Source organism: Alteromonas sp. DY56-G5, from assembly GCF_041414725.1.
GTDB lineage: Bacteria > Pseudomonadota > Gammaproteobacteria > Enterobacterales > Alteromonadaceae > Alteromonas > Alteromonas macleodii.
The window spans coordinates 17,395-31,586 of sequence record NZ_JANHZQ010000033.1 but is presented as its reverse complement, the minus strand read 5'-3'; the positions used below and the strand labels follow the sequence as shown (position 1 = coordinate 31,586).

The following is a 14,192-nucleotide window of genomic DNA, read 5'->3' as shown; positions in this document are numbered from 1 at the left end:
GCTCCTGATAAGTAAAATAAAATCACCTAATAAACAAAGACAGATATAGACATTCTGTACTTTAGTGCGATGTGTACCGCTGATCGCAAAGAGTTGATAAATTAGAAGAAGGTAGCGCAACCGACTATCCCTGGCATCTAAGCAAATGTTCAAGGTTTCCGGGTTGCTTGAAGCGTTTAGATATTTTCCGATGCGCTTACGCCTTATCAATTTAAAGCAGCGTATAAATAAACTTTAAATATGCGCTTTAGCATTCCGTTGTTAATAGCGTATGATAAAACTATAACATTGATTCTATTCCATATTTTTCTGAATAGGAAACGAAAGAAGAGAGGGACATCCACGTGCTTACCGTACTTTTAGTTGATGACGACGCCGAGTTCACAGAAGTAGCTTGTACTATCATCGAGTTTCTTGGCCACGAAGTACTTACCGCTGCCACACTCAAAGAAGCCCGCGATTGGTTAGAAAAAGAAACCTTTGACCATGTACTGCTTGATTTCATGCTACCCGATGGAAGCGGCGCGCACTTGTTCAATGAATTAGATGCACTTCCTAAGCGCCCTCGCGTTACGCTGATAACGGGTCACCCTTCTGTGAAAAGCGTGATAAAGGGTCTGTGTGGCCCCACGGTCGACTACCTCGTTAAGCCAATTCAACGGGAGGAAATAGAGGCCGTATTAAGTCAAAAGCCAAAAGAAAAAGCACCTGCACAAGAAAAAATAGAGAGACATTTTGACTTGCTGATTGGTGAATCGCCAATTATGAAAGAGCTCTACAAGCTAATTTCTAGAGTGAGCAAAACTAGCGCAAACGTAATGCTGCTTGGTGAAAGTGGTGTAGGTAAAGAAGTGGTGGCTGCCGCAATTCATCGCGCTTCAGAAAGTGAAGGTCCTTATATTGCAACCAACTGTGGTGCATTCTCGAAAGAACTAATAGGTAGCGAACTTTTCGGTCACGAAAAAGGAGCATTTACCGGCGCTGTAGGACGTAAAGAAGGTGTCTTCGAACAAGCTGAGGGCGGCACGCTCTTTTTGGACGAAATCACAGAAATGCCCATTGATATGCAGCCCAACTTACTCCGCGTTTTAGAAAACAAGGTTGTTATTCGTGTGGGCGGAACGAAGACCATCCCGGTGAGCTGCCGCGTTGTATCTGCCACGAACCGAACAATGGAAGAGATTGCGCAAAGCAAAGTACTGCGCGAAGACATCTACTTCAGACTTGCGGTGTTCCCAATCACCATTCCTCCGCTACGTGAAAGAAAGGAAGATATTCCATTACTAGCAAAAACCTTTATTGCTGAATTCAATAAAGATAATGGCTCGCAATTTAAGTGGGAAGATAATCAACTCGATACGTTACAAGCCTACGACTGGCCCGGTAACGTGCGTGAACTAAGACACTTTGTGCATCGCGCTGCCATTATGAGCGACCCTGAAAAGAGTGAGATTGAATTACCAAAAACCATTGAGTCACCTTTCGCTCAAAAACAGAGCACGACACCGGCACTTCAAGCCGGTAGAACCATTGAAGACGTGGAAAAAGAGCTAATTTATGCCACGTTGGAAAAAGTGAATGGCAATAAGACCACCGCAGCAGAAATGCTGGGAATTAGTACAAAAACGCTTTACAACCGTCTTCATGCATATGGCGACTTAAGTAAAGACGACTAAGTAAGAGGTATTCGGCATGACTAGCGAAGAATTTTCTCGACTAAGTGTTTATGTGCATGATGCACGCAAACCATTAAACAGAATATCAATGCAAGCTGAGCTAGTAAAAATGGCATTAAACGGTGACGTTGCACCTGAAAAGGCATTAGTGGCGTTGGACAAAATAATAAGCAGTGCTAAAGACTGCAGCCATACTCTTGCTGAAATGACATCAGAGTTAAGTGGCAATGTTTCGGATTAAGTAAATGATTACTAAAGTATTGTCTTCACTATACAGTTGGATAATTTTAGTTGTTCTGGTCATTATTGTAATAACTGCTAATTCATTTTACGTAGTTAGTACATTGAATGACCTTTCTGCTCTGGAAGCGCGGCTGTTCACTACGAACCGTGTTATCAATGCAGTTAACCGCCTTCACGTTGCTGTACTTCGCGTGGAGTCTGGTCAGCGCGGCTATATGCTAACTGGCGATGAAGAATATCTTACCGACTACACCGAAACGTTAAGCGTAATCGGCGAATTAATGGATGAGGTAGAAGTAAGCTCCTTCTCTTCAGATATTAACGACCAGTCCATCCGCATCGAAGAACTTTTGTCTTTAACAAAAGCAAAAATCAATGAAGTCATTGAAATAGTTGAGCTGTATAAAGAAGGGAAAGAGCAACAAGCTGTCATTTTAGTGAATAGCGATAAGGGTATAAAACTCTACAAACAGTTTGAAACCTTATTTAGAGAAATCGACGGTTCAGAACGAGATATGCAAGGCACGCATTTGGCCAACTTAATGAGCCTAAGGAGGGACTCCGTTAATACGCTGATCATTTCCTCTGCAACGACTCTGCTACTGATTATTACGGTATTTTTATTGCTCAAAATAAATTCCCGTGAGCATGAGAAGTATCAAGCTGACCTAGAGTCTGTTAACGAAGATCTAGAATCTCGGATAGCAGATAGAACACAAGAGTTAAGTGTTTATTCAGACGAGTTAGCACGAAGTAATAGAGAGTTGGAAGATTTTGCCTTTGTGGCGTCACACGATCTTCAAGAACCATTAAGAAAAATTCGGGCATTTGGTAACCGCTTAGAATCGGGTTACAACGATGTGATAGACGAACGGGGCAAAGATTATCTTGCGCGCATGCTCAATGCAGCAGAGCGGATGTCCATGCTTATTTCAGACCTTCTCGCCTTTTCTCGCGTTTCCACACGAGGTAAAGAGTTTGACGACGTTAATCTAGGCACCGTAGTGGATAGCATCATGGGCGATTTAGAAATCGCTATCGATGAAAAGTCTGCGCAAATAAATGTTAGCGATATGCCCACTATTCGCGGTGACAAATCGCAATTAGAGCAGCTGTTTTTAAACTTAGTGTCTAACGCACTGAAATTTCAGAGCGAGGGCGTGAGACCTGAAGTAACGATATCTGCAAGGGACGCGACGGAAGAAGAAACGAAAGACATTCTGCTTGCTGAAGAATACGACTGGACAAAAATAACCGTATCAGACAACGGTATAGGGTTCGAACAATCGTTTGCTGAAAAAATATTCGCCCCTTTCCAACGCCTTCACGGTAGAAGTGAATACCAAGGTACGGGTATTGGGCTTGCCGTTTGTCGTCGTATTGTAGAACGGCACAACGGTCAAATAACCGCAGTTAGTTCTCCCGGAGAAGGGGCAACGTTCTCAATAATAATACCCAAAAATAGTGAACCGTTTGGTTCTAACAACAATAATGGAGAAACACACAATGACGCGTAAACAAACTCAGCCTATCAATATACTTATGGCGGACGATGACGAAGACGACCGCTTACTTACGGTTGACGCGCTCAATGAAAGCCGCGTTCTAAACAATCTGTTTTGTGTCGAAGATGGCGTTGAATTATTAGAATTTCTTCGTCATGAAGGTAAATATACAGATCCTGCATCGGCACCGCGACCTAGTCTTATTCTACTAGATTTAAACATGCCAAGAAAAGACGGTAGAGAGGCGCTGCAAGAACTGAAAAACGACCCCAAGCTTCGCAGTATCCCGGTGGTAATTCTCACCACCTCTAAAGAAGAGGAAGATATGCTTCGCGGTTATGATCTAGGTTGCGCATCTTACATTACAAAACCAGTGAACTTTGAAGGATTGGTTGAACTAATGCGCGCGCTCGGACGTTACTGGATAGAGTTCGTAGAATTACCACACGAGTAAACAAATAAGGGTTAGTTGAATTTTTGACAACCCAAACATGTTACTCAATAAAGTTTCAAAAATGCCCTATCGGTAAACGAGGTACTAGATGTCAGAGGTAATAAAAATTTTATTGGTAGAGGATGATGAAGATGATTACTTCTTAACCTCTGACTATCTAGCACAGTGCGAGTCACCTACGTTTGAGTTGACGTGGGTGACGAATAGCTTAGACGCAGTGGAAGCATTAAAGACACAAAGTTTCGACCTGTGTTTGTTAGATTACTTACTGGGTGCAGAGAACGCGATTGATGTATTGGGTGTTTTAAAATCTAACCAGTTCAATTTACCCGTGGTGATACTTACCGGACAGTCGGATGCTACCGTCGATGAAATGGTCATGCGAGCAGGTGCCGCAGACTATTTGCAAAAATCTGAAATTGAATCACCGCGGTTTATGCGCACGATTAGATACGCCATGGTTCGCCGTGACATAGAGAACGAGCGAATTGAGCGGAACAAAGTAGAGCAAAAGAACAAGGCCAAAGATAAGTTCCTTGCGCATTTAGGGCATGAGCTGCGCACCCCCCTCACCTCTATTCTTGGCTACACCGAACTGCTTATAGACGATGCGAGAAACAGCCCTTTTCAACAAGAGTTATCTATTATCCACTCTAATGGCAAGCACCTGTTAAGCCTACTCAATGATTTGCTAGACATGTCGCGGATAATGGCAGAGAAACTTGAACTCAACATTAAGGAAGTGAACTTAAGCGCGTTTTTGACGGACATTCACTCATTAATGCGTTTGAATGCCAAAGACAAAGGACTAAGCCTTAACGTTGTTTCAAAAACAAAAATACCAGAGTTTATACACACAGATCCTACCCGCCTGCGTCAGGTATTGTTGAACCTTATTTCGAATGCCGTGAAATTTACCGACAAGGGCAGTATCACGCTTACCATCTCTCTCGACGAGCCGTCAGAAAAAGATTCGAGTCAAACACTGCTGCGATTTTCTGTAGATGATACAGGTATCGGCATGCCGCCTGATAAGCTCAGCAATATTTTTCAGCCTTTCGAACAAATAGAAGATGTAATGCGCGCCAATCATGGCGGAGCAGGACTTGGACTTGCCATTTGCAAAGAGCTTGTCACTAAACTGGGCGGCGACATTGATGTTAAGTCTCGTTTAGGAGAAGGCAGCACATTTACATTTGATATAAACCCTGGCGATGTTTCTGAACAGCCTCGTATAGATCTTGAATTAGGCCAAATTCAACCTGTCGAGTCTAGTAGCATCAATTTAAACGTGACTGGACGCGTATTAATTGTTGATGACTTGCGAGAAATTCGACGTCTAACCGGCCACCTTGTGAGTCAATCTCAAGCTGACATTAGCTACGCTGAAAATGGCGTAAAAGCACTGGAAGCCGTGTTGCAGGCGGATGAACACAACCAGCCCTTCGACCTCGTTTTAATGGATATTCATATGCCAGTGATGAATGGCATAGAAGCCCTACATGCGATTAGACGACATGGGCAGGATATCCCAGTGATAGCCGTCACAGCAGCAAGCCGCAAAGGCTTAAGAGAATCGTTAATTCGCGAAGGGTTTAACGACGTAATTGGAAAACCGATTGACCGGTTTGCACTGGCTAACTTGCTTTCGCAATACCTCCCGCCAGGTAATCACGTAACATTTACCAACGTGGAGGCACAAGTTGCAGACATGCCAATAGACAAGCCGCACGCTCCAGAGGACGAAACCGCTTATCGAGGACTTGCAGATAATGGGCAAGCAGAGAAGAAAATCCAGTCTACTGATTCAAAAGGTAATTCAGATCAGCCTGCCAATAAGCATATACTTGTGATTGAAGACGATGAGGATGCGGCGGAGCTACTACAATTGTTTCTTTCCCACTTAGGTCATACGGTCACTACTCAGTACAGCGGTGCTGAAGCATTACAGGCTGCAGAAAATCAACGTTTCGATCACATTCTTATGGATCTTACCCTTCCCGATTATAACGGTTACGACTTAGCGAGTGAGCTCAAGAAAAAGCTACCAGATGCCATCCTTACTATTGTAAGCGGCCACGAAGCGGACTCCGAAACGATGACAACTATAGGGATCAACAGTGCACTGCTCAAACCTGTCACTAAAGACGATTTAGCTTCGGTAGTGGGCTGAAGAGTTAATTATTTCGCTGCCAACCTGTACCGAATGTCGGAGGTTGAGCAGCGCATCATCAAGAGCAAGAAAATATTACAGACGTAAGACACAACAGTGTGTGAGACTTGCACATAAGCACCTCACGCAACAATAGTAAAATAAAAATAAATCATATAAAACAGTAAGATAATAATTTGGTATATCAGTTGCAGCTACCTATATGAACCTAAAATATTAAGGAGAGTATTATGGCTACACAAGCTTCAGTTAAATCGCAAACAGCTAAACATAACGATACAAACAGCGTGGCTGAGCCGAGTCACCCAGTAACGGATCAACTGAAAGATTCTCTTCATGCGTCAGTCGACAAGTTAGCAGACAGTGCTGGCATTGCGGAGGAAAACATTCGTCGCACTGCTACATCGTCTGCAGAGAACATGTCAGCGAGAAAGCGTCTGGCGCAGCAGAAATGGCAGGCGTCAAACGTACGTAAATATGCCATTGAAAACCCAGTAGCGACAGCGGGTATCGCATTCGCAGCAGGAATGTTAGTGACGTCACTTTTACGTAAGAAGTAACTCGATGACTGTACCTGATTTTCGAAGAGCAAAGTACAATCTGTGCACAGAAAATCCTTTTCGCCTGACGCCGCCCGCGGCGCAGGCGAATCATAATGTTAAAAGCAACGGTGACAATGCTAACGCTGCATCAGCAGCCTCTGAACACTCTACGCAACACAAGTCGACGCAACAGAATTACCCCGACCCATCGTTTTCGGATATCTTCTCGGCATTCTCTGAAGCATTTACCCAGCGAAAAGCGCAGGGTTTAGCGTTTTTAGAGCTCACTAACAGTGAATTGATGCTCATTAAAAAGAGTTTCTTTGTTACAGTCTTTGCATGCTTAGCGGCATTTGCGGTGGGCACTGTATGTTGGCTCATTTTAAACATCGCTATTGGCGCTATACTTCATAGTGTGGGCGTTAGCTATGTGGTAGTTCCACTCCTGTTGTTGGTGTTTAACAGTGTTGCGGCCTTTTGTTTATTTAAACTTGCACAAAATTCATTTAATTACTTGAGCTTTAGCAGACTCATTCAAACGTGGCGACGGGTTTTCGGATAGTGAAAATGCTTACCATTGCGTAAAAAGCCACCGCCAATAGTGAGGAAAAGCGATGAACATTTTTTTAAAATCGAATATGAAAGATATAGCACAGAAAGAGCATGCTTATTTTTCGCAAAAACATCATGCAGATGTTGCACTTACACAAGCAAAGAGGCAATGTAAACTGATGATGGGAAAGCCTGAAACGTTGCTTGGCATCGCAACCCTTGGCGCATACAAGGGTGCGGTAGATGCAAAACCCAAAGCAAAACGCAATCAAGCCCTAATGGCAATAAGTAGGACTGCGTTATTGTCGCTATTTCAATGATCACAGTACTAAGGAATATGTGAGATGAACAACAAAAAAAGTATGAAGAAAAGTCGTTTGATGCTTGCCTGCGTTAGTGCGGCGTTTAGCCTTGCAATAGTAGGTTGTTCATCGACCCCTGTAGCAGCCCCAACCCCCTATAAGTCAGCGAGTACCAAAGCTGCCTATGGCCATTCAAGCGAAAAAATCTCTGAGAACGAATACAAGGTTCTTTTTAAGGCAACAGACAAGACTCCTGCTGATAAAGTACAGCAATATGCTCTTTACAGAGCAGCGGAAATTGCACAAAAACAAGGTTTTACTTATTTGGCCATCGTTAAAACCAACGTGGATAAAAAGCCCGTTATTGCGCGAGAAGTGATGGCGAACAAGGAAGAGCCCGTGGCATTTCAAACAGACAGGCAGTGCACTATGTCAGGCTGCGATGAAGTGGCACAGCCTATGGCCGTCCCAAGCTCAAGCGACGTTGTGAAAACTCAAATTAACGACATCTACTTTACTATTGATGTAATGATGGCGAATGATAAAACGCGTCTAGGTAAAAATGCTTTTACTGTCTTAGAGGTACTATCAGAGCCTCTGGAGCCAAAAAATGGCAACTAGCTGAGCGTTTTGCCGCTCACTAATGCTCTGAAACATCAGTTTTAATAGAAATGCTTTTCAGGCCCTAGTTGCAGTTACTGAAAAGCATCGCTCAAACACATAAGCAAAACCGTAATGTGTTTTAAAGCCAACAACCTGTGCACTAGTCTTCATTACTTTTCTGTTGTGGCTAACAGACCACTGGCTAACTGCATTCTTCACTTTTCTACAAACTTGGGCGGTGTCATATTCGTTTCCTCTTGAAAGAGTCGATGACACTGCTGCTATCACAGCCCTTTTCTCTAATTTAAAGCCTCTAATCTATAGCCTTTAGTCTATAGACTCTAATTTATAGCTGTTATCCATTCTTCTGAAGTGCTTCTTGCATTTTTAATGACCCGTTAATCTTCTATTAATGTTGTACAAAAGTCTCCGTCATCATAGCTAGCTATCATTAAACCCATAAACTGCAGAGCAGATTTATAAACCTCTAGCAACAACGTTGTAGCGGTACTGCTCTAAGCAATTGAATCAGGTAATAGCACATATTTATTTTGCAAATGACTAAGGAGTCAGGCGATGAGAAAGCTAAGCACGTTAATGACAAAAACTACCCTTGTAGCAGCTACAGTAATGTTGGTGACTGGTTGCAGTGCAGTGGCAAAACCGCAGATGGAGCATTCAGCTAGTTCGAATGTTCCGGCGTTAAAAGCTAAAGCACTCGACAACGCATTACTTTATTCCGACGAATGTATTACTGAGCGAGAAGTGGTAACGGCACAAAAGATGTGGGGTGACGGCATAGTGCGAATTGGTGCAGTATTTAGCAATGATGGTGATTACTCTGGCGAAGCCGCAGATTTCATCCAAGCTATGTATGGTTACGATTTAAGCAGCGTACTGTTTAAACCAACGCTTGCAGCTAACGACCAGTTCCGTTCAAGCTTCGATGCTGCGCTTTCATACTTTGTTGGTGGTAATGACGCTTACGAAGAGGACAAAGGCTTTGCTATAAAGCCATACACAAATGTGAAATTCGATAATGTGGGTATTATCAACAACAGCTGTCGCATGGCCGTGGCGATGGGCAACTACTTCTTTACCGATACAAAAGGTGGCGAAACGAAGGTGGAATACACTTTTGCCTATGTCAAAGATAGTGACGGCGACCTGCGTATTGTTGCTCACCAATCTTCGTTACCTTACAACCCAAACGGTAACTAAATAGGCCATTGCCCCTCCATTCTTAGGAAGTGTGAGGGGCGAAACACTCTCCCTTTGCAGGCAAGGCGGCCCTTCCCTTTCGCTTTGCCTCTTTTTTATTTTCAACGAGAAAAACTATGTGCGCAAAACGCATTGTGGCACGTTGAGATGGGATATTTACATAATCATATTGCGTCGCCAGGCGCCAATTCAGACGCCACAACAAACCACAACCTTGCTGTCACGTTCCTCCGAAGCTGGTAAGAATCAAAGAATAACCCCAGCCAAAGGCCCTTAACACACAAAGAGTAAAGTTGGGTGACTAGGGCCTTACTCAATCATGTAAAAAATGCATTCGTACGTGTAATCGTGACGTTAATTGCCTGCAGATACGGCCTGACAACCAGAGAAAAATTAAATTATATCAATATATTTCAATAACTTAAAAAACAGGCACAAAGATAGCATTAGTTAAAGTGAAAGTAACGGAAGCAATACGAGGATTTAGTTATGTTAGGTTGGGCAATCACATTTTTTATCATCGCCATTATTGCAGCAGTTTTTGGTTTTGGAGGCATCGCAGGTGCAGCAACAGGTATCGCACAGTTTCTTTTCTTTGTGTTTATCGCGTTGCTCGTAATCTCACTTATCGCAAATGCGTTACGTGGTAGAGCACCAAGAGCCTAAGAGTTAGAAGTATTTTAATAGGAAAAAGGAGTAAGGATATGTTTTCATTTAAAAACTTATCAAAGGTACTAGTAGCATCAGCATTTGCACTATCACTAGCAGCTTGCGGTGACGGTGAAGCGGAAGACGCAGGCGAAGAGCTAGACGAAATTGTTACCGATGCAGGTAATGCCGTTGAAGACGCTTGTGAAGATGTGAAAGAAGGCGTAGACGCTGAAGATAAAGACTGTTAATCACGTTTTTATCAAAAAAGGGCCAGACAATTGTCTGGCCCTTTTTGTATTTACAGTCGACGTGGTTTGACCTAACTGGTTAGTTAAGACACTTCTTCACCACCTAACTCACGAGCAAGATCGTCTAGTGTAGATAGCGTCGAATCAAATTCACCTACGCCGTAACGGTATTTTACACTCACGTGATGATCCGTACGCCCGAACTTCACTCTTAACCCTTCTGCGTCAATATGCTTCACGGTATTCAAAAAGCGATAGGCAGACATTTCTGTTTCAAATTGAAACTCAACACTGTTTTCCATTTAGGCTTTCCGTTTAAGCAACAATTTCAGGATGAGTATCAATAACTGAAACAACTCGTTGCAGCAAATGGTTATCTTCTTCGCTTATCGAGTCGTATGATAACCAGTCAGCAAGAATGTCGGGAGCTGTTGCCGCTTCGCCTTGTTCCAACTTAGATGTCATCATTTGTAGCTGTACGCTAGAGCGTATAGATGCGTCTGCATCTGGGCTTGGCATACCAGTTGCGACTTCTAATGCTACCGTTAACCATTGTCTATCGTGCTGAGTTGTTTTATTTCCAGTTGACTGACCCAATACGCTTGACCAACGCTTCCCTAACGTTTCCGCTAGAGATTGCTCATCACCACTTCCCTCACCTACACTTAGCTGTAGTAAAGAAATCAGAGCCTGAGCTCGCGCCAATCGGGCTTGAGATTGTGCATTTTTCGCTTGCGCCGCGCGCTTACTTTCAAGTGAATCAATCTTTTTATCTACTTTCGTACGTTGCGCTTTAGGCAAGTCGGTTAACTGAGCGCGAACGTCGCTTATTGATTGACTGAACGTTGCATCATCGCTGTTGATGTCAACAGCTTCCACTTGCTTGAGTAGCGAATCTACTAACGCGTTAAATGCATTATTCTGTACTTTCCGCTCGGCTTTTAAACGTTCAAATACGGTGTCATTGGCAGCCTTAAATTCTGCCCACAACTTACTCTCTTCACGTTTACCTGCATGGCCTACCTGCTTCCATTGGCTTTGCAATTGCTGAGCCTTGTCGGCAGCGCCAGCGACATCTTCTTCCATAGCAAGTTGACAAGCTTGGGTGACTAACGCACGCTTTTGGGCTTGGTTGTCACTTTGCCATTGATTTACTTTAGCCTGAATGGGCGATGATACCGCCTTCCATTCTTGCTTCAGCTGTTCATAAATTTCACGTTCAACCTGACCTGCAGCGTGCCACTGTTTAGACACTCTATCGAAAACTTTCACTAACTCGGCTTCCGGCATGTTAATGTCCATTGCCTTAACCGTAGCGATAATCGACATGCGCTGTTCACGCGCAGCAGCCCGCTGTGCATCTAACTTCGCGTAATGCGCTCTACAAGGCTCGAAGGCCTTTTCAAGTGCATCATCGAATTGCTGCTGTAACAACGCGTCATCACTACTTTCTTCACTCGTTGACGATGACGGTGTTAGTGATAACCATTGCTTACGCAGATACTTAATGGCCTCACTTCTTTGCTTAATATTTTCTGCATCAGCGCTGGCTAACGCTTTTGCTTCTTCTACAAGAGCGGGTTTGCGCGGCGCAGCAAGGTAATCCTGCCATCCTTCTAAGCGCGACACATCACCAGCGGTCTTTTCAAAACGCTTCTCTACATACTTTTTCGCTGAACCAGGAAGCGCAGCATAACTTTCCTGAAGCTTTGCAAATTTTGAAATAGCAACGCGGAATTTACCCTGAGCAATTAAGTTATCGATAACGCTAATGTGCTTTCTAATGTGTTTTACTTGCTCATTTTCTTTGGATTTTTGAGCACGCTCTTTGGCATTTACAGTGCTTGTCGCTGCGTTGAAACGTTTAGACAACGCCTTAGGAATGGCATCGATTTCGCGACTAAGCGCTTTATACGCTTGACGTGCTTCGTCAAACTCCGCTTTAAGAGCCACTACACTACTGCTTTGTAATGCGTCGCCACCATTTACCTGACTCAAATCCTCAGTCGATGCGCTAGCTTCTTCAACGCTCACATCACGGGTATCTTTACCCGACTCGCTATCGCTTGCCGAAACGATCTTAGCGGCAATGTCTTCGAGCGACTGAAGTTTTATCAGTAGCTTTTGGCCGTATTGCTGCTGCATAGAGAAGCGATCAAGCTGGTCGTTTAGTTCGTCGACAGAGCGCTTAATCTGTGTAATTCGCTTATCAGTTGCAGATTCATCATCGAGACGCGCTAGCTGTTCAAGCGTTGCTTCAACACCGCGCACGCTTTCATTAACCGTAGCAACATCAGCAAGCGTCGCTTCACAAAGCCTGTTATTGTACAACCAAGCTACCTGCTCCTTGGCATGAGTAAGCTGCTGTTCGCACAATGCTTTGGTATTGGCACGTTGCGACGCTTGTTGCTTCTCTTCCCATGCTGGGCGGATACGGCTTAAATATCGCTCGAGCTGCTCACCTATACGCGCGCGCTTTTCTTCATAATCAGCGCGTTCTTCTGAAGTGAGTAAGTCAATTTGAGCAAACAGCCCAGTCAATTCGCTCTCAAGCTCATTGCGCTTTTCATCAATGGTTTCTACATCTGACTTGTCGAGTAAAGCCTGATATTTTGAAAGTCCCAAAGTGAGCTGCTTTTTAAGCTCCACTGGGCGCATTGCAGCCTCTTTGATAGCATCGATCCGCGCATTAATTTGCGTAGCAAGCGCATCATCTGACACTTTCTTAGCAAGCTTTTGCAAATCTGATACGTCTGAGTGCGCGTAAATTAATTGAGTCTGCAGTTGGGGACTTGCGCCCTCTAAAAAGACAAACTGGGTGAAAGATGGCTTCGCTACTTTTTCGATTAGCGCGTTAGCTAGCGCATCATCTTGTAAGAGCATAGGCTCTTTCTTCAACATTTGCGGTACTAACTGCACTACCAAATCGGCGTTGGCTGTTTCAGTTAAAAAAGAGAATATCTCTTGGCGGGAGAGTGTGACATCCCCCTCGCCTAACAAAGCGGCGTTTACCTTTTTCTCCGCCGCTTTTTTAACGCGAGACTGCTTGGCAATTTGTGACATTTTAAGCCACAGCACAAAGCTATTAAGCTTTTCGAGTGCTGCTAAACTGACATTTGCATCTTCGTCATTAAATGCCAGTTCGTGAAGAATTGTTTTTTCCTGTGCCTTTTCGGGAGAGAGACTCTCGATTGCCTGCATCCGTTTTTCAGGCTTTGGGCTTTGGTGTGAAGGCGCAAATATACGACTAAATATCATCCTGTTTAAACCGCGCTATTGTATTATTATCATCCTGCTCATCGCGTAACGAGCGTTTAAAGTCGGCTTTACTCTTATGTACGATTTCGCCGCTTTCACCTACTGTCATATGCTCAGAGGACTTTTCTATTTTTGCTTGATACAGCATAACAGCCTGCATGCTGCTTGCTTTTTGCTCTTCGTTTAAAGGCGTGCCATCTGGCCACTTACCTGTTTCAACAGCCTGACGCAGACGCTCGTAAATCTCCGGCGTCATGCTGGCTAAAAGTGCTTCTATATTCATTTAGGAAAAACGCTTTATGTAAACAATACGCGCGCGGTTTACTAAGTACCAAACAAAGCCAACCACTGCGCCCAAAATAGCTAAATTATGTTGCAAATCACCTGGGCGTGTTCCGCCCCAATACATGAAGCCAAAACTCGCAACGAATATCAGCATAGCAAGAAGGGATTGGTTCTGGATACTGGCTAACTTTTTAAATCTTTGTAAGCTTTGTTTGCGCTCTATATCTTCAGAGGTCGCATCACCGATTTTAAAGTCACAGTGAGGACACGTCTTCGCTTTGTCAGACGTTTTTTTGTTACACGAAGGACAGTCAACTAATGCCATATGTTGCTCCTGTTTATTGGGTGCGAAATGGAAATGCGCAACTCGCTATTGAGCGTAGACGCATTTATACGCGGATGGGTATCATACTTAAGTTCATCACAACAATGAAGTCGATTCTGTGGATTAACCTTATCGCCATAAAACAAAAATGCGC

The 14,192-nt window shown here is 43.8% G+C and carries 16 protein-coding genes; 12 read left to right on the top strand and 4 right to left on the bottom strand.

Annotated elements, in window-relative coordinates; genetic code table 11:
* The first annotated feature begins 344 nt into the window (after positions 1 to 344).
* From NO989_RS15445 to NO989_RS15390, 12 genes are all read left to right on the top strand, one after another.
* On the top strand, positions 345 to 1,676 hold the full coding sequence (locus NO989_RS15445; protein ID WP_202943081.1) for a sigma-54 dependent transcriptional regulator: 1,332 nt from the start codon (positions 345 to 347) through the stop codon (positions 1,674 to 1,676).
* A gap of 16 nt (positions 1,677 to 1,692) precedes the next feature.
* Positions 1,693 to 1,917 carry a hypothetical protein gene (locus tag NO989_RS15440; RefSeq protein ID WP_014979579.1) on the top strand — a complete coding sequence of 75 codons (225 nt, stop codon included), beginning with the start codon at positions 1,693 to 1,695 and terminating at the stop codon, positions 1,915 to 1,917.
* Positions 1,918 to 1,921: 4 nt separating this feature from the next.
* On the top strand, positions 1,922 to 3,436 hold the full coding sequence (locus NO989_RS15435) for a sensor histidine kinase (RefSeq protein ID WP_239636559.1): 1,515 nt from the start codon (positions 1,922 to 1,924) through the stop codon (positions 3,434 to 3,436).
* Positions 3,426 to 3,878 carry a response regulator gene (locus NO989_RS15430; protein WP_049587620.1) on the top strand — a complete coding sequence of 151 codons (453 nt, stop codon included), beginning with the start codon at positions 3,426 to 3,428 and terminating at the stop codon, positions 3,876 to 3,878. The genes NO989_RS15435 and NO989_RS15430 overlap by 11 nt, the downstream gene beginning before the upstream one ends.
* A gap of 88 nt (positions 3,879 to 3,966) precedes the next feature.
* Complete coding sequence (locus tag NO989_RS15425) at positions 3,967 to 6,051, top strand: response regulator (protein ID WP_371342833.1); 2,085 nt, start codon at positions 3,967 to 3,969, stop codon at positions 6,049 to 6,051.
* A gap of 230 nt (positions 6,052 to 6,281) precedes the next feature.
* A complete protein-coding gene (locus tag NO989_RS15420) occupies positions 6,282 to 6,611 on the top strand; it encodes a hypothetical protein (protein WP_049587618.1) in 330 nt (109 codons plus the stop codon).
* A 4-nt stretch (positions 6,612 to 6,615) separates the two neighbouring features.
* The gene (locus NO989_RS15415; protein ID WP_371342832.1) at positions 6,616 to 7,155 is read left to right on the top strand and encodes a hypothetical protein; all 540 of its coding nucleotides are present in this window, start codon (positions 6,616 to 6,618) and stop codon (positions 7,153 to 7,155) included.
* 52 nt (positions 7,156 to 7,207) lie between these two features.
* Positions 7,208 to 7,465 (top strand): hypothetical protein, encoded by a 258-nt coding sequence (locus tag NO989_RS15410; RefSeq protein WP_014949827.1) that lies wholly within the window; start codon positions 7,208 to 7,210, stop codon positions 7,463 to 7,465.
* A 24-nt stretch (positions 7,466 to 7,489) separates the two neighbouring features.
* Positions 7,490 to 8,068, top strand: a complete 579-nt coding sequence (locus NO989_RS15405) for a hypothetical protein (protein WP_150141025.1) — start codon at positions 7,490 to 7,492, stop codon at positions 8,066 to 8,068.
* A gap of 558 nt (positions 8,069 to 8,626) precedes the next feature.
* On the top strand, positions 8,627 to 9,271 hold the full coding sequence (locus NO989_RS15400) for a hypothetical protein (protein ID WP_014949830.1): 645 nt from the start codon (positions 8,627 to 8,629) through the stop codon (positions 9,269 to 9,271).
* A 489-nt stretch (positions 9,272 to 9,760) separates the two neighbouring features.
* A complete protein-coding gene (locus tag NO989_RS15395; protein ID WP_014949832.1) occupies positions 9,761 to 9,937 on the top strand; it encodes a DUF1328 domain-containing protein in 177 nt (58 codons plus the stop codon).
* Positions 9,938 to 9,975: 38 nt separating this feature from the next.
* Complete coding sequence (locus tag NO989_RS15390) at positions 9,976 to 10,170, top strand: hypothetical protein (protein ID WP_014949833.1); 195 nt, start codon at positions 9,976 to 9,978, stop codon at positions 10,168 to 10,170.
* An 83-nt stretch (positions 10,171 to 10,253) separates the two neighbouring features.
* On the opposite strand, the gene NO989_RS15385 is transcribed toward NO989_RS15390, so the two are convergent.
* From NO989_RS15385 to NO989_RS15370, 4 genes are read right to left on the bottom strand one after another with little or no spacing between them, the layout of a single operon-like run.
* Entirely contained in the window at positions 10,254 to 10,472 is a 219-nt protein-coding gene (locus NO989_RS15385; protein WP_014949834.1) for a hypothetical protein, read from the bottom strand.
* Positions 10,473 to 10,485: 13 nt separating this feature from the next.
* The gene (locus tag NO989_RS15380; protein WP_371342831.1) at positions 10,486 to 13,428 is read right to left on the bottom strand and encodes a DUF349 domain-containing protein; all 2,943 of its coding nucleotides are present in this window, start codon (positions 13,426 to 13,428) and stop codon (positions 10,486 to 10,488) included.
* The gene (locus tag NO989_RS15375) at positions 13,418 to 13,711 is read right to left on the bottom strand and encodes a YeaC family protein (RefSeq protein WP_014949836.1); all 294 of its coding nucleotides are present in this window, start codon (positions 13,709 to 13,711) and stop codon (positions 13,418 to 13,420) included. The genes NO989_RS15380 and NO989_RS15375 overlap by 11 nt, the downstream gene beginning before the upstream one ends.
* A complete protein-coding gene (locus NO989_RS15370; protein ID WP_014949837.1) occupies positions 13,712 to 14,038 on the bottom strand; it encodes a zinc ribbon domain-containing protein in 327 nt (108 codons plus the stop codon).
* Between the last annotated feature and the right edge of the window lie 154 nt (positions 14,039 to 14,192).